Source organism: Plantibacter sp. ME-Dv--P-122b, from assembly GCF_030209375.1.
GTDB lineage: Bacteria > Actinomycetota > Actinomycetes > Actinomycetales > Microbacteriaceae > Plantibacter.
The window spans coordinates 310,391-335,796 of record NZ_JARVSC010000006.1 but is presented as its reverse complement, the minus strand read 5'-3'; the positions used below and the strand labels follow the sequence as shown (position 1 = coordinate 335,796).

Annotated in this window: 27 protein-coding genes; 7 read left to right on the top strand and 20 right to left on the bottom strand. The window is 70.0% G+C overall.

Going from position 1 to position 25,406, the window contains the following annotated elements:
• The first annotated feature begins 18 nt into the window (after positions 1–18).
• Positions 19–543 carry a murein hydrolase activator EnvC family protein gene (locus QRN19_RS14475; protein WP_285027726.1) on the top strand — a complete coding sequence of 175 codons (525 nt, stop codon included), beginning with the start codon at positions 19–21 and terminating at the stop codon, positions 541–543.
• Here QRN19_RS14475 and QRN19_RS14470 read toward each other — a convergent pair.
• The 11 genes from QRN19_RS14470 to QRN19_RS14420 form a co-directional block, all read right to left on the bottom strand.
• Positions 516–1,445: a tyrosine recombinase XerC gene (locus QRN19_RS14470; protein WP_071260881.1), complete on the bottom strand. Its 930-nt coding sequence runs from the start codon at positions 1,443–1,445 to the stop codon at positions 516–518. The two genes, QRN19_RS14475 and QRN19_RS14470, sit on opposite strands and share 28 nt — an antisense overlap.
• 57 nt (positions 1,446–1,502) lie before the next feature.
• Positions 1,503–2,843 carry a DNA-processing protein DprA gene (gene dprA / locus QRN19_RS14465; protein ID WP_285027723.1) on the bottom strand — a complete coding sequence of 447 codons (1,341 nt, stop codon included), beginning with the start codon at positions 2,841–2,843 and terminating at the stop codon, positions 1,503–1,505.
• Positions 2,840–4,369, bottom strand: a complete 1,530-nt coding sequence (locus QRN19_RS14460; RefSeq protein ID WP_285027720.1) for a YifB family Mg chelatase-like AAA ATPase — start codon at positions 4,367–4,369, stop codon at positions 2,840–2,842. Before QRN19_RS14460 ends, dprA begins: the two co-directional genes overlap by 4 nt.
• A complete protein-coding gene (locus QRN19_RS14455) occupies positions 4,369–4,725 on the bottom strand; it encodes a YraN family protein (protein WP_064296323.1) in 357 nt (118 codons plus the stop codon). The genes QRN19_RS14460 and QRN19_RS14455 overlap by 1 nt, the downstream gene beginning before the upstream one ends.
• Positions 4,726–4,847: 122 nt before the next feature.
• Complete coding sequence (locus tag QRN19_RS14450) at positions 4,848–5,171, bottom strand: DUF2469 domain-containing protein (protein ID WP_071260887.1); 324 nt, start codon at positions 5,169–5,171, stop codon at positions 4,848–4,850.
• A gap of 12 nt (positions 5,172–5,183) precedes the next feature.
• Positions 5,184–5,828 carry a ribonuclease HII gene (gene rnhB, locus QRN19_RS14445; RefSeq protein WP_285027716.1) on the bottom strand — a complete coding sequence of 215 codons (645 nt, stop codon included), beginning with the start codon at positions 5,826–5,828 and terminating at the stop codon, positions 5,184–5,186.
• Complete coding sequence (gene lepB, locus QRN19_RS14440; RefSeq protein ID WP_124769107.1) at positions 5,828–6,577, bottom strand: signal peptidase I; 750 nt, start codon at positions 6,575–6,577, stop codon at positions 5,828–5,830. Before lepB ends, rnhB begins: the two co-directional genes overlap by 1 nt.
• A gap of 76 nt (positions 6,578–6,653) precedes the next feature.
• A complete protein-coding gene (gene rplS, locus QRN19_RS14435; RefSeq protein ID WP_056006851.1) occupies positions 6,654–7,001 on the bottom strand; it encodes a 50S ribosomal protein L19 in 348 nt (115 codons plus the stop codon).
• A 187-nt stretch (positions 7,002–7,188) separates the two neighbouring features.
• Positions 7,189–7,719: a hypothetical protein gene (locus QRN19_RS14430; protein ID WP_285027711.1), complete on the bottom strand. Its 531-nt coding sequence runs from the start codon at positions 7,717–7,719 to the stop codon at positions 7,189–7,191.
• Positions 7,720–7,797: 78 nt separating this feature from the next.
• Positions 7,798–8,457: a LuxR C-terminal-related transcriptional regulator gene (locus QRN19_RS14425; RefSeq protein ID WP_285027709.1), complete on the bottom strand. Its 660-nt coding sequence runs from the start codon at positions 8,455–8,457 to the stop codon at positions 7,798–7,800.
• On the bottom strand, positions 8,454–9,707 hold the full coding sequence (locus tag QRN19_RS14420; RefSeq protein WP_285027708.1) for an ATP-binding protein: 1,254 nt from the start codon (positions 9,705–9,707) through the stop codon (positions 8,454–8,456). Before QRN19_RS14420 ends, QRN19_RS14425 begins: the two co-directional genes overlap by 4 nt.
• A gap of 112 nt (positions 9,708–9,819) precedes the next feature.
• On the opposite strand from QRN19_RS14420, the gene QRN19_RS14415 reads away from it, so the two are divergent.
• Both QRN19_RS14415 and QRN19_RS14410 read left to right on the top strand, forming a co-directional pair.
• A complete protein-coding gene (locus QRN19_RS14415; protein WP_285027705.1) occupies positions 9,820–11,328 on the top strand; it encodes a PspC domain-containing protein in 1,509 nt (502 codons plus the stop codon).
• Complete coding sequence (locus QRN19_RS14410; RefSeq protein ID WP_285027703.1) at positions 11,325–11,693, top strand: hypothetical protein; 369 nt, start codon at positions 11,325–11,327, stop codon at positions 11,691–11,693. Before QRN19_RS14415 ends, QRN19_RS14410 begins: the two co-directional genes overlap by 4 nt.
• Positions 11,694–11,722: 29 nt before the next feature.
• On the opposite strand, the gene trmD is transcribed toward QRN19_RS14410, so the two are convergent.
• The 4 genes from trmD to rpsP form a co-directional block, all read right to left on the bottom strand.
• Positions 11,723–12,430, bottom strand: a complete 708-nt coding sequence (trmD, locus tag QRN19_RS14405) for a tRNA (guanosine(37)-N1)-methyltransferase TrmD (RefSeq protein ID WP_285027701.1) — start codon at positions 12,428–12,430, stop codon at positions 11,723–11,725.
• A gap of 141 nt (positions 12,431–12,571) precedes the next feature.
• A complete protein-coding gene (rimM, locus tag QRN19_RS14400) occupies positions 12,572–13,219 on the bottom strand; it encodes a ribosome maturation factor RimM (protein ID WP_285027699.1) in 648 nt (215 codons plus the stop codon).
• Positions 13,220–13,471 carry an RNA-binding protein gene (locus QRN19_RS14395; RefSeq protein ID WP_064296312.1) on the bottom strand — a complete coding sequence of 84 codons (252 nt, stop codon included), beginning with the start codon at positions 13,469–13,471 and terminating at the stop codon, positions 13,220–13,222.
• 2 nt (positions 13,472–13,473) lie between these two features.
• Positions 13,474–13,899, bottom strand: a complete 426-nt coding sequence (gene rpsP / locus QRN19_RS14390; RefSeq protein WP_064296311.1) for a 30S ribosomal protein S16 — start codon at positions 13,897–13,899, stop codon at positions 13,474–13,476.
• Between the two features lie 251 nt (positions 13,900–14,150).
• On the opposite strand from rpsP, the gene QRN19_RS14385 reads away from it, so the two are divergent.
• Entirely contained in the window at positions 14,151–15,293 is a 1,143-nt protein-coding gene (locus tag QRN19_RS14385) for a glutamate--cysteine ligase (protein ID WP_285027697.1), read from the top strand.
• A gap of 10 nt (positions 15,294–15,303) precedes the next feature.
• Here the strand turns inward: QRN19_RS14385 and QRN19_RS14380 are convergent, their stop codons facing one another.
• Positions 15,304–15,684 (bottom strand): META domain-containing protein, encoded by a 381-nt coding sequence (locus tag QRN19_RS14380; RefSeq protein WP_285027695.1) that lies wholly within the window; start codon positions 15,682–15,684, stop codon positions 15,304–15,306.
• A 16-nt stretch (positions 15,685–15,700) separates the two neighbouring features.
• The gene (ffh, locus tag QRN19_RS14375) at positions 15,701–17,254 is read right to left on the bottom strand and encodes a signal recognition particle protein (RefSeq protein ID WP_064296308.1); all 1,554 of its coding nucleotides are present in this window, start codon (positions 17,252–17,254) and stop codon (positions 15,701–15,703) included.
• Positions 17,255–17,357: 103 nt separating this feature from the next.
• Between ffh and lipB the strand changes: the two genes are divergently transcribed.
• On the top strand, positions 17,358–18,032 hold the full coding sequence (gene lipB / locus QRN19_RS14370) for a lipoyl(octanoyl) transferase LipB (protein ID WP_285027691.1): 675 nt from the start codon (positions 17,358–17,360) through the stop codon (positions 18,030–18,032).
• Positions 18,029–19,045: a lipoyl synthase gene (gene lipA, locus QRN19_RS14365; protein WP_064296306.1), complete on the top strand. Its 1,017-nt coding sequence runs from the start codon at positions 18,029–18,031 to the stop codon at positions 19,043–19,045. Before lipB ends, lipA begins: the two co-directional genes overlap by 4 nt.
• Positions 19,046–19,069: 24 nt before the next feature.
• Here the strand turns inward: lipA and QRN19_RS14360 are convergent, their stop codons facing one another.
• From QRN19_RS14360 to QRN19_RS14350, 3 genes are read right to left on the bottom strand one after another with little or no spacing between them, the layout of a single operon-like run.
• Positions 19,070–19,570: a DUF2004 domain-containing protein gene (locus QRN19_RS14360; protein WP_192005129.1), complete on the bottom strand. Its 501-nt coding sequence runs from the start codon at positions 19,568–19,570 to the stop codon at positions 19,070–19,072.
• The gene (gene ftsY / locus QRN19_RS14355; RefSeq protein ID WP_064296361.1) at positions 19,570–20,448 is read right to left on the bottom strand and encodes a signal recognition particle-docking protein FtsY; all 879 of its coding nucleotides are present in this window, start codon (positions 20,446–20,448) and stop codon (positions 19,570–19,572) included. Before ftsY ends, QRN19_RS14360 begins: the two co-directional genes overlap by 1 nt.
• A 54-nt stretch (positions 20,449–20,502) precedes the next feature.
• Positions 20,503–24,174 (bottom strand): chromosome segregation SMC family protein, encoded by a 3,672-nt coding sequence (locus QRN19_RS14350; RefSeq protein ID WP_285027686.1) that lies wholly within the window; start codon positions 24,172–24,174, stop codon positions 20,503–20,505.
• A gap of 149 nt (positions 24,175–24,323) precedes the next feature.
• Between QRN19_RS14350 and QRN19_RS14345 the strand changes: the two genes are divergently transcribed.
• Entirely contained in the window at positions 24,324–25,406 is a 1,083-nt protein-coding gene (locus QRN19_RS14345; RefSeq protein WP_285027685.1) for a GNAT family N-acetyltransferase, read from the top strand.

Below are 25,406 nucleotides of genomic sequence, written 5' to 3'. Positions count from 1 at the left end.
GCCCGTCAGGCTCGGATCATGATGACCTCGATCGCCAGTTGGTTCCTCATCTCCTGCCTGGTGCTCCTCGCACCCGTGAGCACGTCTGGGGCGGCGCCGGCCTGGAGCTGGCCGATCGCTCCCCCGCACGTCGTCACCGAGCCGTTCGTCGCGCCGCCCGACCCGTACAGCGCCGGCCACCGGGGTATCGACATCGCGGCATCGCCCGGTCAGCCGGTGGCCGCCACAGCCGCCGGCGTCGTGACGTTCAGCGGGACGGTGGTCGACCGCCCACTCGTCGTGATCCGGCACGACGACGGACACGTCTCGAGCATCGAGCCGGTGGTGGGTTCGGTCGACGTCGGTAGCCGCGTGACCCGTGGGGCACCGATCGGGACGGTCGGCGTCGGCGGACACTGCGCCAACGGCTGCGTGCACTTCGGGGTGCGGCTCGACGGCGCCTACGTCAATCCGATGCTGCTGCTCGGCGAGGTGCCTCCGGCCGTCCTGCTCCCACTGGCCGCGACCGCGGGGGCTCAGGCCCGCGGGTGGGCGTTGCGGTAGCTCTCCTTGATGCGTTCGACGGAGACGTGCGTGTAGATCTGCGTCGTCGCGAGACTCGCGTGGCCGAGGAGTTCCTGGACCGCGCGGAGGTCCGCTCCCCCGTCGAGCAGGTGCGTCGCGGCGGTGTGCCGCAGGGCGTGAGGCCCTGCCGGACCACCACCGGGCACGGCGTCGAGGAGCCGGGCAACGAGCGTGTAGACGGAGCGCGGACCGAGCCGCCCTCCGCGCGCGCCGAGGAAGAGGGCTGCGCCGGGCGTCGGTCCGCGGTCGTTCGCAGCTGCACGGGCGACCAGCTGCGGACGGGCGCTCGTGAGGTAGTCGACGATCGCCGACTGGGCGGGGACGCCGAACGGCACGACCCGCTCCTTGTCGCCCTTGCCGGTGACACGGACGGTGAGTCGGTCGAGGTCGAGGTCGTCCCGGTCGAGTCCGCACAGCTCGGAGACGCGAAGGGCTGACGCGTAGAGCAGTTCGACGACGGCGAGGTCGCGGAGGGCGTTCGGCTCCCCCGATGCGGCGCGATCCTCGAGCCCCGCGAGGAGGTCGTCGAACGGGCCCCGGCCGACGACGCGTGGCAGGGTCCGACCCGTCTTCGGACTCCGAAGACGTGCCGCGACGTCCGAATCGACCCTGCCGGTGCGCAGGAGCCAGGCGCTCCAGGCCTTGGCCGTGGCGGTGCGTCTGGCGAGTGTCGCCTTGGACGAACCGGCTTCCGAGGCTGCCCAGAGCCAGTCGCGGAGGAGGTCCAGCGTCACGCCGTCGACGAGCTCGACGTCGCGTCCGGTGGCGAAGTCGGCGAGCTGCCGGAGATCGGATGCGTAGGCGCGAACGGTCTGCGGCGACAGCCGACGCTCGGAAGCGAGGTGCTCCGAGAACCCGTCGATGCTGCTCCAGATGTCCACGTGGACAGCATGCCCCACGCGTCCGACGCCGTGGCCTTCCCCCGCCGACCGATCACCTCACGCTCGTCCCCCGACGAGCACCCACCCGCGCTCCCGTTCCTCGACGGCCCCGACGAGATCGAGCGCACCGAGCACGCCGCTGACCTCGCGAGGACTCAGACCACTCGCTTTCGCAAGCGCCTCGACGGTGCGTGGCGAGCGCGCACTCATCACATCACGGACCCGGCGTTCCTCCGGAGAGGCGAACGCCTGCGCGTCCGCGTCGACCGCGGTCCATCCGGCGAGTTCCGCCATCTGCTCGGCGTTCGTCACGCAGGTGGCGGCGTACTCACGGATCAGACGGTGACAGCCCGCCGACGACGGACTCGTGACCGGGCCGGGCACGGCTCCGAGCGGACGCCCGAGGGACGCAGCGTGACCCGCCGTGTTGATCGACCCGGAGCGGTCGCCGGCCTCCATGACCACCGTCGCAGCCGAGGCTGCGGCGATGAGTCGGTTCCGCTGCAGGAACCGCCACTTGGACGGTGTCGACCCGCACGGTGATTCGCTGATGACGGCTCCACCGGCCTCGCGGATCCGACGGATGAGCGCATCGTGACCGGCCGGGTACGGCCGATCGACCCCGCCTGCGAGGTAGGCCACGGTCACGCCCCCGCTCCCGAGGGCGGCTCGGTGCGCCGCGCCGTCGATACCGTACGCGGCACCCGACACGATCGCGAAGCCCCGATCGACGAGCCCGGCCGCAGCCTCGAGGGTGACGTGCTCGCCGTAACCGGACGCGGCCCGGGCCCCGACCAACGCGATGGCGCGTTCTCCCGCAGGCACGTCGGGAGCACCGCGCAGCCAGAGGGCGGGCGGCGCGTGCACACCGAGGTGGTCGAACCCCGCATGCCACCCCGGAGCGCCTGGCAGGAGTAGTCGGACGCCGACCTCGATCGCCGTCTCGCACGCGGCGACGAGGTCAGCCGAGACGAGACGCGGGCGCCAGCGTTCCAGCGCACTTCCGAGCACGCGGAAGGCGGGCATCGCGGCGAGATCCTCGGACTCGGCATCGGCCGACGTCGAGCCCGAGCCTCTCGACCACTCGCTGCCCAGGACACGGCGCTGCAGTTCGGTCGGCCCCACTCGTTCCAGGACCGCTGACAGTGCGCCCGCAGGGCCGAGCGCACCGACCACGAGCCCGGCCACGCCGTCGCCCGGTTCGGCGATCATCGTCCAGGCCGCCCGAGCGAAGGCCGCCCGTATCCCCGCGGTGCCGACGTTGTCGTCGGCCTCCGAGATGTGCTCGGCACCTCCATCCGCGCGAGGACCGCCCACGGCCTCGGCCGACTCCAGGCCGCCGAGGCCTCGGACGAGGCGCTCGACCAGCTCGCGGTCCAGGCCGAACCACGCACTCATGAGATGCCCTTCCGCAGGAAGAGGGCGCGCCCCAAGTGCTCGGCTGTGGGGCTACCGGCCCCGTCGAGGTCGGCGAGCGTCCAGCTCAGTCGGAGGATGCGGTCGTAGCCACGCATGGTGATGCCTCCCCGCTCGAGGGAGCGGTCCAATGCGGTGGTGACGGATCTGGGCAGCCGCATCCGCGGGCTCCGGAGCCAGGTGCCGCTCGCCTGTGCGTTCGTGGTCCAGCCGGTGCCGGCCAACCGCACGGCACTCGCGGCCCGCACCGCTTCGACGCGGGAACGGGCCTCAGCGGTGGAGACCCCGCCCTCCTGGGAGAGACTCGTCAGTGCCGAGGTGATCCGGTGCACCCGCACGCGGATGTCGATCCGGTCGAGGAGCGGCCCCGAGATCCGCCCGAGATAGCGTCGACGGGCCTGTGGTGGACAGGTGCAGACGCCATCCGCCGTGCCGTACTGACCGCAGGGGCAGGGGTTCGCGGCGAGGACGAGTTGGAAGGCGGCTGGGAACGTCGCGCTGCCGTGCGCACGATGCACGGTGACCACGCCGGCTTCGAGTGGCTGACGCAGCGAGTCGAGGACGTCGGCGCGGAACTCCGGCGCTTCGTCGAGGAAGAGCACACCATGCGCCGCGCGCGCGGCTGCTCCGGGCCGGATCTGGCGCGAACCACCACCGATGATCGCCGCCGCCGAGGACGAGTGGTGCGGGCTCTCCCACGGTGGTCGTCGGGCGAGCGCGCCGTCCGGCGGCAGACCGATGAGCGAGCGGAGGCAGCTGACCTCGACCGCGGCCTCGGGCTCGAGGTCGGGAAGGATATCGGGGAGCCGGGCGGCCAGCATGGTCTTGCCGGCACCGGGAGGTCCGACCATCATGACGTGGTGCCCGCCGGCCGCCGCAGCGACCATCGCGTCGACCGCGTCCGGCTGTCCGACCACGTCCGCAAGATCGAGTGAGTCGGGCATGGGCAGCCGATCGACCCGCTGTCGGACGGGTTCGAGGTCGATCGCGGAGAGTTCTGCACCGTGCCAGATGGCCGCATCACGCAGCGAGGTCGCCCCGATCACCGTGACGCCGGGCACGAGCTGCGCCTCCTCCACGTTGGCAGTCGGCACCATCACCGCGTCGTAGCCGGCTCGGGCGACGGCGAGGACGGCCGGCAGCACGCCGACGAGCGGACGGAGCCGACCGTCGAGCCCGAGCTCACCGAGATGGACGACCCGCTCGGCGGACTCCCGGCGGACGAGGCCGCCCACGGCGAGGCAGGCGATCGCCATGGAGAGGTCGAATGCGCTCCCCTGCTTGGGCAGCGACGCGGGAGACAGGTTGATCGTGAGCTTGCCACCGGGCAGCTCGCAGCCCGAGTTCGCCGTCGCACTTTTGATGCGGTGCGCGGCCTCACCGAGCGACTTGTCGGGAAGGCCGACGATCGCCATGCCCGGTACGGTCGCGGCGGCCGACGCCTCGACCTCCACGATCGCGCCCGTGAGGCCGGCGAGCGCGACCGACCAGGTGCGTGCGACGGCCATCAGGAGACTCCCCGCAGGTGCTGGAGTCGCATGTCCCCTTCGGACGGCAGCACGATGCCGACGACGTCGACGCGCATCCGCCTCGACCGCGGTCGGTGCTCAGCGCACCAGGCCCCGGCGAGACGACCGATCCGGGCCAGCTTGCTCGGCGTGACCGCCTCCGCGGGATCGCCGAAGCCGACGCCGGAACGGGTCTTCACCTCGACGAACACCAGCGTGCCGTCGTCGTCCGCGACGAGGTCGAGTTCGCCCTGCGGGCATCGCCAATTGCGGTCGAGGATGCGGTATCCGCACGCCTCGAGATGATCCGCCGCCACTTGCTCGCCGCGTCGGCCGAGCTCGTCCTTCCGTGCCATGTGCACCTCCTGGCATCCAGCCAAGCGTGCAGACGAGGCTCGTTACCCGGAGGTGGGTCTGTCGTGGACGAGCGCGCGGCGAAGCGCGCCTGTGGAGCGCTGTCGGTCGCGGGGGCCTCGCCCTACTCGTCGAGCGTGAGTTCCTTCGGGAGCTCGAAGTCGCGCGAGGACAACTGCTCGACGTTGACGTCCTTGAACGTGAGCACCCGGACGCTCTTGACGAACCGGTCGGACCGGTAGACGTCCCACACCCACACGTCGGTCATGGAGAGCTCGAAGTAGAAGTCGTTCGCCGTGTCGCGTCGCACGAGGTCGACCTCGTTGGCGAGGTAGAACCGGCGCTCGGTCTCGATCACGTACTTGAACTGACCCACGACATCGCGGTACTCGCGGTAGAGGGCCAGTTCGACCTCGCGGTCGTAGTCTTCGAACTCGTCTTCGTCCATGGTCTCTCCAGTCTACGTGTAGGCGGGCAGCCAGCTGCTCCGGTGGTGGAGGGTCAGGCCGTGCTCGGAGAGGGCCGACATATGATGCGCCGAGCCGTATCCCTTGTTGCCCTCCCAGCCGTACTCCGGCAGCGCCTCGTGCAACTCGATCATCAGTCGGTCGCGGTGCACCTTGGCGAGCACGGACGCTGCAGCCACTGACGCGCAGTCCCGATCGGCCTTCACCCTCGTGGTGATCGTGAGCGGTCGCTGGAGCGCCCGGCTCAGCCAGTCGCTGTTGCCGTCGAGCAGCACGGTCGACCCGGTGACGTCCGCGCCGACGGCGTGCAGTTCGAGCAGTGCCCGACGGCCGGCGAGTCCGAGGCACGCGGTGATGCCGAGCTCGTCGACCTCCGCCGGGCTCGCGAGTCCGACGGCCCCGTACAAGACCCACTCGCGGGCCAACGGTTCCAGACGGGTCCTCGCTCGCTCGCTCAGCAGTTTCGAGTCGCGGAGTCCCTCAGGGAACGGCCCGCACGCCGGGGCGACGACCGCAGCGCCGACGGCCACCGGGCCGGCGATCGCTCCGCGACCCACCTCGTCCATGCCGATGACCGACGGGACACCCGCAGCGAACAGTTCGTGCTCGACCTCAAGGGTCGGTTCGCTGACGGCCATCACTCCTCTTCTGGGGCGGGGATGCCCTGGAAGACGGTCGGGTAGTTGTCGAGCCAGGCCCAGTTGCTGGACGGCCAGGTGATGACGAACGCGCGCCCGACGACGTTGTCGATCGGGACGAAGCCACCACCGGGTGTGTCGCCGTTGTACCGGGAGTCCTTCGAGTTGTACCGGTTGTCGCCCATGACCCAGAGTGAGCCCTCCGGGACGACGATGTCGAACGGGTCTCCGGACACCTTCTCGGTGCCGGCCGGAAGCTTCACGTACGGTTCGTTCAGCGGAACACCGTTGACCGTCATCTGCCCGAGCGGGTTGCAGCACGACACGTGGTCGCCCGGCAGGCCGATGACGCGTTTGATGAGGTGGTCGTCGCTGTCGGGAGCGACGAGGCCGAAGATCGACAGCACCCATTCGACGGCAGCGGTGACGGGAGGCTGCGGAGCCTCGACCGTCTGCGGGAGCCAGCCGCCCGGATCCTGGAAGACGACCACGTCGCCGCGGTTCAGGGAGACCACGTCGGGGACGAGCTCGTTCACCAGGATGCGGTCCTGGATCTGCAGCGTGTTCTCCATCGAACCGGACGGGATGTAGAACGACCGCACGAGGAAGGTCTTGATGAGGAAGGAGACCAGCAGCGCGACCACGAAGATGATGAGGAGGTCGCGAAGGAAGAGCAGCGCTCCGCGTTTGCCGCGGGGGCGCTGCTGGTGGTCGGGCGACGCATCTGCCGCCAGGGAATTGTCTGTCATTTAACCGCCTGAGCTCCCCACCAGCTTATCCGGTGAGGAGCTCAGGGATGATCGCGGAGGGCGACTGGGGGGACGACTAGTTGTCGCGCTTCTCCTTGATCTTCGCCTTCTTGCCACGGAGTTCGCGGAGGTAGTACAGCTTCGCGCGACGGACGTCACCGCGGGTGACGACCTCGATGTGGTCGATGTTCGGGGAGTGGACCGGGAAGGTACGCTCGACGCCGACCTGGTAGCTCACCTTGCGGACCGTGAAGGTCTCGCGGACACCCTCGTTGGAGCGGCCGATGACGACACCCTGGAAGACCTGGATACGGGACTTGTTGCCCTCGATGATGTTCACGTGCACCTTGACGTTGTCGCCGGCGCGGAAGTCGGGGATGTCCGACTTGAGGGATGCTGCATCGACTGAGTCGAGAATGTGCATGATGATTCCATCTCTGCGACCGCCACAGGTCGACCGCTGAATACGTTCGGAAGGAAGGGTGTGCCCGATGCCGGCGTTCCCCTGTGGCAGAACTGCGGAGGCACAAACAGCAATTGTGTCATGAAAGGGCCACGGATGGGAAACCGGGGCTCGCGGACAGTGCGGGCGACAGCCCTGGATGCGACGCTCAGCGGCGCTCGTCGGGCTTCGACTCCTCGATCACGATGAACTCCCCGCCGTCGATCGGACCGGGATCGAACCGCGGCTGCGGCGGGATCGCCGATCCGGGGACCGTGCCCGGCCCGGCTGCAGCAGCCATGCGCTCGAATTCGGCCATCGTCTCCCGGGCGCGGCGTGCCGTCTCCGAGATGAGCTGCGCGATGACGCCCCAGAAAGCGGCGAGGCCTGCGACGACGCCGAGGACCGCCCAGAGGGCGACGCCCGAGCTGAACGAGCCGAAGCAGACGATCGTCACGTGCCAGAGCGTGAGCAGGCCGACGTCCGTCCAGGACACGAGCTTCGTCGTCCGGACACTGGCCCGGGCGGAGATCAGGAACGCGATCGCGGCGAGCGCGATGGCGAGGATCGGCATGGCGATGAAGAGCCCGAAGAGGCTCCAGCCGCTCTCACCGAACAGGCCCCATCCGACGAACGGCCAGGCGGGCAGCACGAAGATCGCGGCGAATCGCCAGTAGTAGAACGCCCGACGGATGATCATGTCTCTCAGGCTACCGCCGGGCTCCTGAGCGCGCACTGGTCGTTCGCTGACGGCCGATGTCGGTTCCGGCCCGCGTGGTCAGAGGAGCTTGCGCTGCAGGGCCCAGGCGGCGAGTTCGTGGCGCGAGGACAGCTGCAGCTTGCGCAGCACGCTCGACACATGGGTCTCCACGGTCTTCACGGAGATGTACAGCTCCGTGGCGACCTCCTTGTAGGCGTAACCGCGGGCGATGAGGCGCATGACCTCCTGCTCACGGGCGGACAGCCGGTCGAGCTCGTCGACGGACTCCGCCGTCTCCCCCGTCACGGCACCGAAGGCGTCCAGGACGAATCCCGCGAGCCGGGGTGAGAAGACCGCGTCGCCGTCGTCGACCCGCCGTGCGGCCTCCGCGACCTCGGCACCCGAGGAGCTCTTCGTGATGTAGCCGCGTGCACCGGCCCTGATCACCCGGACGACGTCCTCGGCGGCGTCCGAGACACTGAGCGCGAGGAACCGGGTGGCCGGCGCGGTGGTCACCGAGCCGGCGATCACATCCGCGCCGCCGCCACCGGTGCCGCCCGGCAGGTGGACGTCGAGCAGCACGACCTGTGGGCGCGTCTCCCCGATCACCCGGATGGCCTCCTCCACGTCGCCGGCCTCCCCCAGCACCTCGATCCCGGGACCGAGCTCGCTGCGCAGTCCGGAACGGAAGATCGAGTGGTCGTCGATGATCACGACGGTCAGTGGTCGGTCGCTCATGGTCGGCTCCTCGGAACGGTCGGGACGGTGTCGGGCTGCGGCGCCGTCGCCGCGGTGTCGTGGACGGGTAGGACGAGCCGGACCTCGGTGCCCCGTCCGCCGGGCCCCGAACGGATGGTCGCCTCGCCACCGATGCGCTGCATGCGGCCGATGATCGACTCCCGCACCCCGAGTCGGTCCCGCGGGACCTGTTCCAGGTCGAAGCCGGGGCCGCGGTCGGAGATCGACACCTCGATCCGCTGCGGTGCCGTCTCCAGGTAGACGGAGACGTCGCCGCCGGCGTGACGTGCCGCGTTGAGCACGGCCTCTCGTGCAGCGGCGAGCAGCGGCTCCGGGGCGTCGTCGATCGCACGCCCGACCGCGACGACGTCGACGCGCACCGCGTGGTCGGTCTCCACCGCGGCCGCGATGGTCCGCAGCTCGGTCGCGAGGTCGCCCGTGGGAGCGGTCCCGCCGGAGAAGAGCCAGTTCCGCAGTTCGCGTTCCTGCGCCCTGGCGAGACGGGACGCCTCGCTGCCCGGACCGGCCTGCTGCTGGATGAGCGCGAGCGTCTGGAGCACGGAGTCGTGCAGGTGCGCGGCGATCTCGGCGCGGTCGGCCTCGCGCATCCGCGCGGCGCGCTCGTCGGCGAGGTCACGGTTGAGCTGGAGCGCCCAGGGGGCGATGACCACGGCGACCCCGAGGAGCACCGCGATCGCGGCGACGATGACCGTCCACATGTTCGGGCGGTCCCCGGTGACGAAGAACAGGAGGATGCCGAGGACGACGAGGACGAGCGCTCCGAGCACGCGGATGAGGAGGGCACGTGAGCCCTCACCGCGGCCACGCTCGCCGAACTGCCGCCACGCGAGAGCCGCACCCGCGAGGACGACGATGACCGGGATGACGGCCTCGAGTGGGATGTCCAGCCCGGTCCGGGTCGCGATCAGCGCGGTCCCGGCCGCGAGCAGGGCGATCCCGAGCAGTACCTCCGTGATCGGCGCGCGTCGCGGGCCGTCGAGGTCGCCTCCGTCATCGGTCGAGGCCGGCCGGAGCAGGTGCTCCCGAGGATCGAGCGGTGCGTCCGCGCCCTGCGTCGGCGTCATGACCCACAGCCACACGTAGAGGAGCAGACCCGCTCCGCCGCAGCATGCGAGGATGACCGTCGCGGTCCGCACCGCGGCGACGGGGAGACCGGTGTGCTCGGCGAAACCGGCGCAGACGCCGCCGAGCAGGCGGTGCCTCGGACGGATCATCACCTCGGTTCCCATGGAGCCATCCAAGCAGTTCGGGGTGCGGTCGGCACCCTGGGAGGACAGGATCAGGGTGCTCTCAGGGTCATGCCGGATGGGCCCGACCCGGACGCTTCGCCAGAATCGGACCATGACGAACCACAGCACGCCGCCCACCGGAGCAGAACCGGGGGCACCCGCCCCGCAGGATCCCACGACCCGCTTCTTCGACTGGTGGCGGTCCACCGGTCTCCGCCGCTCGAGCGACTCGTGGCTCGGCGGTGTCGCCGGCGGTGTCGCGGCCCGGCTCGGCCTCGATCCGATGATCGTGCGCGGAGCACTCATCGTCATCGCGATCCTGGGCGGACCGGTCCTCTTCGTCTACGCCGCGGGCTGGGCGCTCATCCCCGACCAACAGGGCCGGATCCACCTCGAGCGTGCGATCCGAGGCGTCTTCGACCCGGCGATCGTCGCGATCGGCATCCTCGCGGTCCTCACCGCCGTGCCGTTCATGCGCGGCCTCTGGTGGGACGGCGTGCCGCATGCGTGGAACCTGCCGGGGTGGCTGGAGTCGACCATGACCGCCGGCTGGGTGATCGCCCTGGTCGCCGCGGCGGTCTGGCTCATCGTCAAGTTCTCGCGTCGCGATCCCTCCCAGGCACCCACCCCGGGGACACCACCGCAGCGGGACCCCTGGACCAGCGAAGCGCCGACTCCGGCCCCGTCGGCGCCCGCCGGCTCCGCTCAGCCGACCGGCGCCACCGCAGGCAGCGCCGCCACCGGGGCCGCGACCGCCGACACCGTGTCCCTGACGAAGGCCGTCAACGCAGCTGGTGCGACCATCGGTACCGCGCCCGTCCAGAACGCCGCACACGCCACCGCCTGGGACGGAGCTCCCACCACGCAGCGCGGCTGGACGAGTCAGGAGTTCCGGGACGAGATGAGCCGCCAGCGAGCCGAACGACAGGCCGAGCGCGACACGAAGGCGCGGGAGCGCCGGTCGAAGCAGCCTGGAGCAGCCTTCGTGGCGATCACCCTCGGACTGGCGCTGCTCGCCGGCGCCGGCGCGGCCGTCATCGCGGCGAGCGCCGGGTTCTCGATCCCGGTCGTCGTGGTCATCGGGCTCGCCGCAGCGCTCGGTGCGCTCGCCGTCGCGACGATCATCGCGGGCATCAGCGGACGGGAGAGCGGCTGGCTCGGGCTCTTCACGTGGGCCGCCGTGATCTCCCTACTTGCCACCGGGGTGTTCCCGCTCGGCTCCACGTTCCTGCCGGTCGGACGCACGACCTGGACCGTGACGTCGACGGATGCAGACGACCGGCGTGGCTACGTGATGATCGCCGGCCAACCCACGCTCGACCTCGGCGAACTCGCCGACGACGACGCGTTGCGCGGCGGCACGATCGACGTGTGGATCGTCGCAGGCGAGGTCGACGTGCTCATCCCCGAGGACGTACCGGTGATCGTCGAGTTCTCGGCGATCGCGGGCACCCTGGAGACGGACCGTGACGGCCGGGACGGAACGGACCGACGTGGCGGGGCGCTCTTCCAGGAGGAAGCGCGGTACGGGCGCACGTCATCCAGCGACACCACGCGGGTACGGGTATGGACGGTCGCCGGCACCACGGTCGTGACCGAGGAAGCGGAGGCGGGACGATGAGCGAGCAGGACGACCGGAGCGGAGCGGCGAACACGTCGTCACCAGCCGACGCGACGACGGAATCGGCTTGGGCGGAGACCGGTCAGACGGCCCCCATGGAGTCGGCCGCCGCACAGCCGACCCCAGCGCAGACCGCCGGTGAGCCGAGGACCGATGTCGGCCCGACGGATCGAGGCGGTCGGGCGCCACGCTTCGGCACGATCCTCTGGGGCGTGCTCCTGCTCGTCTTCGCCGGCGCCATGCTCGTCACCAACCTCACCGAGGTGCGCATCGACCCCCTGGGGTGGATCACCGGGGCGATCATCGCGACCGGGGCCGTCCTCGTCATCGCCGGCATCGCCGCCGCCGTGCGACGTCGGCCCTGACAGCCGTCACGCACAGGACCCCGGCGCGCTCAGGCGCCCGGCTCGTCAGCGGGCAGCAGATCCGGGCGGACCTCGCGGGTCCGCTCGATCTGTTGCTGACGACGCCAGGTGGCGATCGCACCGTGGTTGCCGCTCAGCAGCACCGGCGGTACCGGGAGTCCTCGCCACTCCGCAGGCTTCGTGTAGCTCGGGTACTCGAGCAGCCCGTCTTCGTGCGACTCCTCGACGAGACTCTCGGGGTTGCCGACGACCCCCGGGACGAGCCGACCGATCGCCTCGATCATCGCCATCACCGCGACCTCTCCCCCGTTGAGGACGTAGTCGCCAAGGCTCACCAGGCGGACCCGCGCTCGGCTGGCGGTGTGGTCGAAGACGCGGTGGTCGATGCCCTCGTACCGGCCGCAGCCGAACACGAGGTGCGGCTCGGCCGCGAGCTCGCGGGCCATCGCCTGCGTGAACACCTCACCCGCCGGAGACGGGAAGATGACCAGCGGCTCCTCCTCGGTGTCGTCACCCAGGATGCCGTCGAGCGCCTCGCCCCAGGGCTCCGGCTTCATGACCATGCCGGCTCCCCCGCCGTACGGGGTGTCGTCGACGGTGCGATGACGGTCGTGCGTCGAATCCCGCAGGTCGTGGACGTCCAACTCGATGAGCCCGCTCTGCTTCGCCTTGCCGAGCAGCGAGAGGTCCAGGGCATCGAAGAAGGTCGGAAAGATCGTGACGATGTCGATGCGCATGAGGAGCAGTCTATTCGCGCGACGGTCGTCGTCCCGGTCGCCTCGGTCAGCCGATACGACGACGACAGAAGCGCCGGTTGCACGCAACCGACGCCTCCGTCGTGGGTGTTCCGAGCCGGGAGAACCGACTCAGAACGGGATCTACTGCTCCGGCTGCGACGCTCCGGTGTCGTCCTGAGCCTCGTCGGGGGCTTCGGACTCGACTGGGCCGGCCGTCGTCGTCTCGGGGGCGTCGTCGGCCTCCGGGAGTTCTTCGAACAAGCCGGTGGGCGGCGTGACCGTGACGATCCCGGCGGCGATGTCGACCGTGGGGACGATCGCCTTGACGAACGGGACCATGACCTCGCCGTCGCCGGTCTTCACGATCAGGAGGTCCTGAGCCGGGAAGTGGTCGACGCGAGCGACGGTACCGACGGCGACGCCGTCGCGATGCACGGCCAATCCGACGAGCTGGTGGTCGTACCACGCGTCGTCGTCGACCGGCAGCTCGGTGGGGTCCTGCTCGACCCAGAGGATCGCCTTCACGAGGGTCTCCGCCTCACTGCGATCGGAGATGCCGACGAAGAAGGCGACCGGCTGGCTGTTGTACCAGCGCAGCTCGATGAGCTCGAGCGTCTTGCCGCGCCACTTCGATCCTGCGGGGACCTGGAGCGTGAACGTCGCGCCCGGGGTGAACCGGTGCTCCGGCTCATCCGTGTAGAGCTCGACCTTCAGGGCGCCCTTCAGGCCATGGGCTTTCGTGAGCCGACCGACCCGCAACTGGGTCTTCGGCTCCGTCTCGTCCGCCACCTACGCGCTGGCGCCGGAGGCGTCCGTGTCGACCACGTCGACTCGGACCCGCCGACCGTCTGCCAGCGCTGCCACGAGGGTGCGCAGGGCTTTGGCCGTCCGGCCGGCACGACCGATGACCCGGCCGAGGTCCTCGGGGTTCACACGAACCTCGAGGACCTCGCCACGGGCGGAGTTCTGTGCCGTGACGCGAACGTCATCCGGGTGATCGACGATCCCCTTGACGAGATGTTCGAGCGCGGGAGCGAGCAAGACTACGCCTGCTCTGCTTCAGCGGCGTCGGCAGCGGGCGCCTCGGCCTCGGCCGGAGCAGCCTTGGCCGCGGGGGCCTCAGCCTTCGGCTTGAGGACGGGCTTCTTCTTCTCGTCGGCGACGAAGGCGGCCTTCGGCTCCTTGACGCGGACGGTGCTCACGGCGTCCTTGTCGCCCTTGAACTTGCCCCAGTCACCGGTGAGCTTGAGGAGTGCTGCGACCTGCTCGGTCGGCTGGGCGCCGACGCTGAGCCAGTACTGCGCACGCTCGGAGTCGACCTCGATGAACGAGGGCTCCTCGGTGGGGTGGTACTTGCCGATCTCCTCGATGACACGACCGTCGCGCTTCGTGCGCGAGTCTGCGACGACGATGCGGTAGTACGGCGCACGGATCTTGCCGAGACGCTTGAGACGGATTTTGACAGCCACGATTCTCCTGAATGATGTGATGTTTGATGTGCTCGCTGCCGAAAGGTGGGGCCACACGCTCGACGCGAAAACTGTGGTTGCTGCGGGCGTCGGATAGAGGGTCGAACTCCGCGCAGACTCAACTCTCTATTCTGCCAGACATCGGGCGATCTGGGTAATCCGACGACACCGATACCGAACGACCCCTCCACCCCGTGTGAAGATGGGCTGGCGCACGGCATCCGGCCGTGCCCTGCGGGAGGTCGACGCCAATGCCCATCGAGTTCGCCAGATCCGAGCGTTCGACCGTCGGCCTCGAATGGGAGGTCGCCCTCGTCGACCGCGACACCGGCGATCTCGTTGGCGCAGCGGACACCGTCCTGTCGGAACTCCGCCCGAGCGACGGTTCCGATCATCCGCAGATCACCAACGAGCTGCTCCTCAACACCGTCGAACTCGTCTCGGGCGTGCACCACACGGTCCCCGAGGCGATCGCGGACCTCGAGGGCCAGCTGGCCGAGGTGCGGGCGATCACGGATCCGATGGGCGTCGAGCTCATCTGCAGCGGTTCGCACCCGTTCGGCCAGTGGTACGACCAGCAGGTCACCGACAAGCCCCGCTACCACAAGCTCATCGACCGCACCCAGTGGTGGGGTCGCAACATGATGATCTGGGGCGTGCACGCGCACGTCGGCGTCGAGACGGTCGACAAGGTCCTCCCGATCATGAACGGGCTGCTGACCTATCTGCCCCACCTCCAGGCGCTGTCGGCGTCCAGCCCGTACTGGGGTGGGGTCGACACCGGGTATGCGTCGAACCGCGCGCTCATGTTCCAGCAGCTCCCGACGGCGGGCCTCCCCTACCAACTCTCCGACTGGGAGCAGTTCGAGGCCTACGTCGACGACATGACGGTGACCGGCATCATCGAGGACCACACCGAGGTCCGCTGGGACGTGCGACCGTCGCCGCAGTGGGGCACGGTGGAGATGCGTGCGTGCGACGGGGCGTCGACCGTCGCGGAGTTCGGCGCCCTCGCCTCGCTCATCCACTGCCTCACCGAGCACCTGTCCGACCGTCTCGACGCCGGAGAGCGCCTGCAGACCCTGCAGCCGTGGTACGTCCGCGAGAACAAGTGGCGTGCGGCCCGGTACGGCCTGGACGCCGAGATCATCCTCGACTCCTCGGGCCACGAGCGCCTCGTGACCGACGACCTGCACGACCTGCTCGACACCCTCGCGCCGGTCGCCCGTCGGCTCGGCTGTGCGGACGAACTGGCGAGCATCGCCACGATCATCGAGCACGGCGCGAGCTACCAGCGTCAGCTCGTCGTCGCCCACGCGAACGGCGGCAGCCTGCAGGCGGTCGTGAGCTCGCTCGCTAAGGAGCTGCGACACGGGGTCCAGCCCTCCGTCTGACGAGGCGGCGTCACTCAGCGCGGTCGAGCGTCCCGATCCGCGTGCCGGCGTCGTCGGTCACGGTCAAGCGCCCGCCGTCGTCCGAGAGCGTCGCCTGCGCGATCCCCCGCAGCCAGGTGTCGACGCCCGGGCACGCCATCAGGGTGCTCGCGACGTCGGAGACGACGACCGCGTCGTCCTCGGCGCGCCAGGAGCCGGAGAGGCTGTTGCAGCCGTCCGAACCACTCACGCGACCGTCGTCGGTGAACACCAGGTGCGGGTCGGCAGCGCCGGTCCCCTCACCCCAGGTGCCCAGGACGCGTTCGCCCGGAGACGGCGCGGAGCACCCGGCGAGCATGCCCGCGGCCAGCACGACTGCGACGACCGAAGCCGCCGCCTTCAGCGCACGCATACCGCCTCCGCTCGACTCAGCGACCCAGGAACTTCTGCAGCTCGGCGAGCTCCGCCTCGGTCGGGGCTGCCGATCCCGACGACGAACCGCCGCCGAGGCCGAATCCAGCGCCCGTGGCGGCAGCCTGCGTCTCGACGGCGCCGGCGTTCTCCGCCGCGCGCTTGGCCGGGTTGCCTGAGCGGGAACCCTTCTTCTTGGCCTGCGGCTTCGGTCGGTTCGTCCGTGCACCGGGAACCGGACCCATCCCGGGGATGTTCGGCACGCCACCCTTGGCGACGGTCTTCATCATCTTGGCCGCCTGCTCGAAGCGGTTGACGAGGGCGTTGACCTCGGTGACGGTCATGCCGGAACCCTTGGCGATGCGCAGGCGACGGGATCCGTTGAGGATCTTCGGGTTCGTGCGCTCGGCCGTGGTCATCGACTGGATGATGGCCTCGGTGCGGACGATCTCGCGCTCGTCGAAGTTCTGGAGCTGCTCTTTCATCTGCCCCATGCCGGGGAGCATGCCCATCATCTTCTTGATGGAACCCATGCCGCGCAGCTGCTGCATCTGCTTGAGGAAGTCGTCGAGCGTGAAGGAGTCGGTCGCGAACTTCTCCGCGACCTTGCGCGCCTCCTCCTCGTCGAAGTTCTGCTGCGCCTGCTCGATGAGCGTGAGGATGTCACCGAGGTCGAGGATCCGGCTCGCCATGCGGTCGGGGTGGAACGGCTCGAAGTCGTCGAGACCCTCACCGGTCGACGCGAACATGATGGGGCGTCCGGTGACCGAGGCGATCGAGAGTGCCGCACCACCGCGGGCGTCGCCGTCGAGTTTCGAGAGCACCACGCCGGTGAAGTCGACGCCGTCGAGGAAGGCCTTGGCCGTCGCGACCGCGTCCTGACCGATCATCGCGTCGATGACGAAGAGGACCTCGTCGGGATCGACCGCCTTACGGATGTTCGACGCCTGCTTCATGAGCTCGGCGTCGACGCCGAGCCGTCCGGCGGTGTCGACGATGACGGTGTCGTAGAGCTTCTGCTCGGCGAACCGCACGCCGTCGCGGGCGACCTTGACCGGGTCGCCGACCCCGTTGCCGGGCTCGGGAGCGTAGACGGGGACGCCCGCCTGCTCGCCGACGACCTGGAGCTGGTTGACGGCGTTGGGGCGCTGGAGGTCGGACGCGACGAGGAGCGGGGTGTGGCCGTCCTTCTTGAGCCACTTGGCGAGCTTGCCGGCGAGCGTCGTCTTTCCGGCACCCTGGAGTCCGGCGAGCATGATGACGGTCGGCGGCTTCTTCGCGAACTCGAGACGGCGCTGCTGTCCGCCGAGGATCGTGACGAGCTCGTCGTTGACGATCTGGACGACCTGCTGCGCCGGGTTGAGGGCCTTGCTCACCTCGTCGCCGAGGGCGCGCTCGCGTACGCGACCCGTGAAGTCCTTGACGACGTCGAGTGCGACGTCCGCGTCGAGGAGGGCGCGACGGATCTCGCGGACGGTGCCGTCGACATCGGCCGCGGAGAGCTTGCCCTTGGTGCGGAGGTTCTTGAACGTATCCGCGAGGCGGTCAGAGAGTGTGCCGAACGTTGCCATGATCCCTCCAGTTTAGGGCAGACCGCGGCGCGACCCGGTCGATCGCCGCCACGGTCGGAAGATGAGTATTTGGACGGCGTCCAACAATGCTATCGTTGCGGCCATGACACAGCTCCTCATCGCCGGGCTCGCGCCCGCATTCGTCCCCTACCGCGAGGGTTGGGCGCTGCAGCGTCGGGTCCATGAGGCGGTCGTCAGCGATGAGGGGCCCGAGCACCTCATCCTGTGCGAACACGAGCCCGTGTACACGGCGGGCAAATTGACCCGACCGCACGAACGTCCCGACGACGGCACACCGGTCGTCGAGGTCGACCGCGGCGGCCGCATCACCTGGCACGGACCCGGACAGCTCACCGGCTACCCGATCGTCCGCCTCCCGGAGCCGGTCGACGTCGTCGCCCACGTCCGCCTGCTCGAGGAGGTCATGCTGCAGACGGTCACGGAACTCGGTGTCATCGGCCGCCGTATCGACGGACGGTCCGGTGTCTGGGTCGACCCGGTCGCCGGCGGACCTGCCGCGAAGATCGGCGCCGTCGGTGTCCGGGTGCAGGCCGGGGTCACGCTGCACGGCTTCGCGCTCAACTGCGACAACTCCCTCGAGCCCTTCGGCCACATCGTCGCGTGCGGCATCGCCGATGCCGGCGTCACCACGATCAGCGCCGAGCTCGGTCGACGGGTCACGCCCAGCGACGTCGCCGAGCGCGTCTCCGAGCTCTTCGAAGCACTCCGGCCCGGGTGGACGGCCGCGTCCGTGACCACGATCGGAGCGGCCGCATGAGCGGCTGCGGCGCACCGGCGCCAGCTCCCGCGGCGGACACCGGCGGACGGAAGCTCCTCCGGCTCGAGGTCAGGAACGCTCAGACCCCGATCGAGCGGAAGCCCGACTGGATCAAGACCCGCGCGACGATGGGACCCGAGTACCGGCAGCTCCAGGCGCTCGTGCAGGAGGAGGGCCTGCACACGGTCTGCCAGGAAGCCGGCTGTCCGAACATCTTCGAGTGCTGGGAGGACCGCGAGGCGACCTTCCTCATCGGCGGGTCGCAGTGCACGAGGCGCTGCGACTTCTGCCAGATCGACACCGGCAAGCCGGCCGACTACGACCGCGACGAGCCACGGCGCGTGGCCGACTCGGTGCAGCGGATGCGGCTGCGCTACGCGACCGTCACGGGCGTGGCGCGCGACGACCTCCCCGACGAGGGCGCGTGGCTGCACGCCGAGACCGTCCGGCGCATCCACGAGACGAACCCGGGGACGGGGGTCGAGATCCTCGCGACGGACTTCTCCGGCAACCCCGACCTCCTCGGCGAGGTGTTCGCCTCCCGTCCGGAGGTGTTCGCGCACAACGTCGAAACGGTCCCACGCATCTTCAAGCGGATCAGGCCGGCCTTCCGCTACGAGCGCTCGCTCGACGTCCTGACCCAGGCGCGCGCTGCCGGTCTCATCACGAAGTCCAACCTCATCCTCGGGATGGGTGAGGACCGGAGCGAGATCAGTCAGGCGCTCGAGGATCTCCACGAGGCCGGCACCGACATCATCACCGTCACCCAGTACCTCCGGCCGACGCCTCGACACCTCCCCGTGGATCGCTGGGTCAAGCCGCAGGAGTTCCTGGAGATCAAGGAGGAGGCCGAGGAGATCGGGTTCCTCGGCGTGCTCGCCGGACCGCTCGTCAGATCGTCCTACCGCGCCGGACGGCTCTGGGCGCAGTCCATGACGGCGAAGGGCCGCGAGGTCCCCGAGGGACTGCAGCACCTCGCAGACGCCTCACTCGGCTTCGCCCAGGCGGTCTGAGGCCGAAGCCTCGACCGATCGGGCTCAGTCCTCGCTCGTGACCCCGGTGACCTCGCCGTCGGAGCTGTACGCGACCATGAGCACGCCGTCGAGCTGGTCCGCGTCGAGCGAGTACTCGAAGATCGCGAACGCCTCGTCACCGTTGTGCTGGTGCGGCGCGAAGCCGACGCTCAGCAGCGTCATCGACCGGATGACGTCGACGTCGCGGTCTCCGGACTCGTCGACCAGGACGTCCGGCAGGGACTCCCCCAGCTCCTCGACGGCCTGGATGATGTACTCGGTCACCTCGGAGGTGCGGTCGTCGACCTCGCTCAGCATCGCCTCACGCGAGCGCAGGTCGAAGCCCTCGAGGGCGAGGATCATCGCGGCCGCCAGGTCGAGTGCGTCGGCCGGGATGTCGTCCTCGTCGGGGGCGCTCAACGAGATGGAGACGGACTGCTCCCCGACGTCGATGTTGTCGGACCAGTAGACGCCACCACCAGGCTCGGTCGCGATGATGCCGAAGTAGTCGTGTTCGATCGCCATCAGCTGCCCACCAGGTTCTGTGCGAAGACGTGCGGCGTGAAGCCGGTGAGGTCGCCGATGCCCTCACCCTGACCGACGAGCTTGATCGGGATGCCGGTCTTCTCCTGCACGGCGAGGACGAACCCGCCCTTCGCGGAACCGTCGAGCTTCGTCAGGACGAGTCCGGTCACCCCGGCGTGCTCGATGAACGCCTGTGCCTGCGACAGACCGTTCTGACCGGTCGTCGCGTCGAGCACGAGGAGGACCTCGGCGATGGGCGCCTGCTTCTCGACGACGCGACGGATCTTGGACAGCTCGTCCATGAGCCCGCCCTTCGTCTGCAACCGACCAGCGGTGTCGATGATGACGATCTCGGTGCCGGTCTGCTTGGCGTACTCGATCGTCTGGAAGGCGACGGAGGCCGGGTCCTGCCCCTGCTGCTGGGGGCGGACGATCTGTGCGCCCGCGCGCTCCGCCCACGTCGCCAGCTGCTCGACGGCAGCGGCACGGAAGGTGTCCGCGGCCCCCACGACGACGGTGCGGTCGTAGTTGCGGAGGAACTTCGCGAACTTGCCGATGGTGGTCGTCTTGCCGACCCCGTTGACGCCGACGACGAGGACGACCGCCGGACGCTCGCTGAGCTTCAGCGTCGTGTCGAACTTCGACAGCCGTTCCTCGACCTCCTCGCGCAGCATGCGCTGGAGGTCGCGCGGGTCGGTGGTCCGGTAGCGGTCGACGGAGGCGTGCAGGCCCGTGACGATCGACTCGGTGACGTCGGGACCGAAGTCGGCGCCGATGAGCGCGTCCTCGAGGTCCTCCCAGGTCGTCTCGTCGATCGTCGGACGTTGGAACATGCCTTTGAGGGCACCGGAGAGTGACCAGGGTGTGCGTGCAGCCATGGTCTCAGCGTAGCCGTCGGCGACGCGGTACCGTCGCGTGGGGACGAGACCGGATCAGCTCGCGCGTTCCGCTGCCACGCGCTGACCGACGACGGCCGACACCCCGTCCTGGCGCATCGAGACGCCGTAGAGGGCGTCGGCGATCTCCATGGTGCGCTTCTGGTGCGTGATGACGATGAGCTGGCTCGTCTGACGGAGGTCCTCGAAGATGGTGAGGAGCCGCCCGAGGTTCGCGTCGTCGAGGGCCGCCTCCACCTCGTCCATGATGTAGAACGGGCTCGGTCGGGCTTTGAAGATGGCGATGAGGAGGGCGACCGCGGCGAGCGAACGCTCCCCGCCCGACAGGAGCGACAGGCGCTCGATCTTCTTGCCGGCGGGCTTGACCGACACCTCGATGCCCGTGGTGAGCATGTGCTCGGGGTCGGTGAGCGAGATGCTGCCCGTGCCGCCCGGGAAGAGGATCGGGAACACCTCGGTGAAGGCGGCTTCGGTGTCGGCGAACGCCGAGGCGAAGATGACCTCCATCTTCCCGTCGATGTCCTCGATGATCGACAGCAGGTCGGCGCGGGTGCTGGTGAGGTCGGCGAGCTGTTCCGTGAGGAAGCGGTGACGCTGTTCCAGCGCGGCGAACTCCTCGAGGGCGAGCGGGTTGACCCGTCCGAGTTGGGCGTAGGTGCGCTCCGCCGCGGCGAGGCGCTTCTGCTGCTCGGCGCGGACGTAAGGCGTCGTCGGCACGTCGTCCGATTCCTCGGCCGGTTCCTCCACCGGCCCGGCGTCCGGCGTCGCGGGTCCGTCGGCGAACGCTTCGGGTGCCTCGTCAGCGTCGGGCGTCGTCGTCTCAAGCGAGACCTCCGAACCGGTGTCGTCCGGGGGTCGCACGGCCGAGCGGGCGGTCGCGCGGGGCGTCGGAGGGTCGACGGGCACGGGAACCTCGGGCCCGTACTCGGCGACGAGCACGTCTTCGACGAGCCCCAGCTCCGACCCGGCGCGCTCGAGCAGACCGGACAGGTGGAGCTTCTTCTCGTAGATCTGGAGTTCGAGCCCGTGGACGCTCTCGGTGACGACCTGCAGCCGCTGCCGGAGCGCGTGTTCTTCGCCGCGCAGTCGCACGAGTTCGGCGTTCCGGCTGGACCGCGTCGCCTCGGCTGCCGCGAGCGCGACGCGGGCCTCGGTGACCGACCGGTCGACCGAGTCGAGGACGGGCGGGAGCGCCTCCGTCACGGCGGTGGCCGCCGCGGCCTGACGCGCACGGATGACGGCGCGCCGAGCCGCTTCCTCGGCCGCCGCTTCATCGGCCTGGCGCTGCCGCTCGAGGTTCGCCACCGCGAGTTCCTCCGCCCGCACGCGTTCGCGCGCGGTCTCGAGCAGGAGGCGGTGCTGCACTTCGGCCTCGCGCGCCGCGTCCAGTTCGGCGGAGAGCCCGTCGCGTGCCGACACGTCGAGCAGCGGTCGTGGACGCGCGCGAGCGGTCTCGTGGTCCAGCTTGGCCCGCTCCACGGCGGCAGTGGCATCCGCGACGGCCGCCTCCGCCGTCCCGGCAGCAGCGAGGAGGCGGTCGTGTTCGGCCTGCGCGGATTCGTATCGGACCGTGACCCGGTTCACACGCTCGGCCTGCGAGGCTCGGTTGGCGTCGAACTCGCGGAGGGCGCTGAGCGCCGCCTGCGCGGTCTGCTTCGCCTCCTGCAGGATCGTGCGCTGCTCGGCCAGGGCGAAGCGCGCCCGTTCGATGAGCGACTCGACCTCACCGTGTCGATCGGCTGCCGCATCGCGTTCGGCCAGCAGCTCGATGCGGCTCTGCGCTCCGCCGCTCCCCCCGCGGACGATGCTGTCCGTGACGACCGCGCCGTCACGGGTCACGAGGGTGAACGCGCTGAGTGACGAGCCGAGTCGGTCGTACGCCGCGATCGCGTCGTCGAGCGAATCGACGACGAGGACCGATGCGAGGATCCCCAGCACGCCCGGAGGGGCCTCCACCAGCTCGGCAGCCGACGTGAACCCGGCCGGCGCGTCCGGAACGTCTCGTGCACCGTCGGCGATGACGATCTCGACCCGGCCGAGATCGTGGTCGGCCGCGTGATCGAGCGCCCGACGGGCAGCGTGCCGGTCGACGGCGACGGCGGCCTCCGCAAGCGTGCCGAGCGCGGCGGCCACAGCCGACTCGTGGCCGGGTCGGACCTGCACCCGGTCCGCGACGATCCCGTCGATCCCGTCGAGACCGCTCGAAGCGAGTTCGGCCGAGCCGGTCTTGAGGTCGAGGGCGCGCGAGAGTGCACTGGTCTTGGCGCCGAGCGAATCACGTTCACGCTCGAGGGTGTGCAGCTGCTCGCGCAGTCCTTCGATCTCCCCCTCGGCCTCCGCGGCGCCGCGTTGGGCCGCCTCGTAGGCGTCGTCGAGTCCGGCGTCGGCGGCGTCCGCCACGGTCGGGTCGTCCTCGAGCGCCTCGTACTCCAGCCGCGCGGCGTCCAGACGGAGGGCAGCGGCGTCGATCGCGTTCTGCTGGCGCAATGCCTCGCCACGGACCGCGGCGAGTTTGGACCCGGCAGCGTCGACGGCGCCCGCGAGCTTCGAGAGCTCCAGGTCGTGTCGTGACACGAGCGCGCTCTGCGCCGCGATCTCGACGTCCACCGCGTCGAGTGCGGCGCGCTTCGCCCGGGTGTCCGCCTGCGCCTCCTGCAACGCACGCTCCGCATCGGCGACCGCCACCCGCAATCCGTCGATCTCCGCGGTCGCGTCGGCGACCATCTGCTTCGTGATCCGGGGTTCGGCGGCCGTCGTGTCCGTCGAGGATCCGAGCAGCGCGAGCCGCTGGTTTGCGAGCGTGTACAGGTTCCTGAGGCGCTCCTGCACACTCTCGAGTTCGAAGGTGATCCGGCGGGCGTCGTCGACCGCGTCGCCGAGTTGTGCCTGCTCGATCCGGTTGATCCGCAGTTCCGCCTGTTCCAGCTGCTCCTGCAGAACGAGGCGCTCGCTGTGGCGCTCGCTCTCCGACCGGTTGTGCTCGTCGAGGGAACGCCTGAGGCCCACGACGTCGTCCGCGAGGATCCGGGCGCGGGCGTCGCGGACGACCGCGGCGATCGTCTGCGCCTCCCGGGCGATCTCCGCCTGACGGCCGAGCGGCTTCAGCTGCCGACGGATCTCCCCGGCGAGGTCGCTCAACCGTGTGAGGTTGGTCTGCATCGCCTCGAGCTTCCGGAGCGTCTTCTCCTTGCGTCGGCGGTGCTTCAGGATGCCGGCCGCCTCCTCGATGAAGCCGCGGCGCTCCTCGGGCGTCGCCCGCAGCACCGCGTCGAGCTGCCCCTGCCCGACGATGACGTGCATCTCACGGCCCAGCCCGGAGTCGCTGAGGAGCTCCTGGACGTCGAGCAACCGGCACGTGTCGCCGTTGATGGCGTACTCGCTCCCGCCGTTGCGGAACAGGGTGCGGCTGATCGTCACCTCGGTGTACTCGATGGGGAGCGCGCCGTCGCTGTTGTCGATGGTGAGCGTGACCTCGGCTCGACCAAGCGGTCCCCTGGTCGACGTGCCGGCGAAGATGACGTCCTCCATCTTGCCGCCGCGGAGGGTCTTCGCCCCCTGCTCGCCCATCACCCAGGCGAGCGCGTCGACGACGTTCGACTTGCCGGAGCCGTTTGGACCCACGACGCAGGTGACGCCCTGCTCGAACGCGAAGGTGGTGGGGTGCGCGAAGGACTTGAACCCTTTGAGCGTCAGGCTCTTCAGGTACACGCGCACCTCCTCTCCCGCGTCGCGGATGCTGTGCACTACGGTAGCGAATCCGCGGACGGACGAGGGACACCACGCTGTGCCGGCCCGCCGGGGCGGTCGTAGCATGGACCGCATCACCCAGGACGGTCTGGCGTGGGAGGGAGTCGACGATGCGTGTCACGATCGACGAGGTCGAGATCCCGGCGTCCGGGAGCTCAGCCGTGTTCGAAGCGGTCCAGGAGGTCGCGAACACGCTCGAAGCGGAGATCTGGTCCACCGACGACTTCGCCCTGACCTCCGCCATGACCCTTCCCGAGTACCGCGACCAGCGGTTCCAGCGACGCGTCCTGCTCGCCGCCGCCCTCGACGGCCGTGTGGTCGGTCGCGGCTGGCTCGGGTACGGCACCGAGGCCGACGCGGTGACGGCCTCCCTGGACGTCGGTGTCCTCCCCGAGGCGCGTCGTCGTGGGATCGGCACAGCGCTCCTGTCGGAGCTGGAGCGACGGGCCCTCGCGGCCGGCCGCCCGACGGTGACCGCCTTCACCCAGCACGCCGTCGACGACATCCCGGTCGACGAACCACTCCTCGGTGCGAGCGTCGGCGAACGGGCTATCCCTGCGAACGCCGCGGCCAGCCGGTTCATGCTCGATCGTGGATACGCCCTCGCCCAGGTCGAGCGGACCAATCGCTGCGACCTCGCCTCGATGCTCGGGGAGCTGCCGGACATCGTCGCGACGTCTCCCGCCCGAGCCGGACACGAGTACCGCCTCGTGCACTGGGTGGACCGCACCCCCGACGAGCTGCTCGGATCGCTCGCCACAGCCCGCGAACACATGGCGACCGACATCCCGGCCGCCGATCTGGAACTCGACCCCGAGGTCTGGACGCCCGAGCGGGTCCGCGCCCGCGAGGCACAGCTGGCGGCGTCTGGCGACCACGCGATCGTCGTCGCCGCCGTCCACCGCGACAGCGGCGCGGTCGCCGGGTACAGCGAGCTCGTCCTCGGCGAGGGCAAGGAACACGCGGAGCAGTGGGACACGCTCGTGCTCGCCGACCACCGGGGACACGGCCTCGGACTCTGGATGAAAGCGGCGAACCTCCTGGCGCTGGCCGATCGGGCACCCGAGCGGTCCCGGATCTACACCTGGAACGCCGACGAGAACGAGCACATGCTCGCGATCAACGACCGACTCGGGTTCCGCATCGTCGGCTACTCGGGTGAGTGGCAGCGCCGACTCCCCCGCAGTGACTGA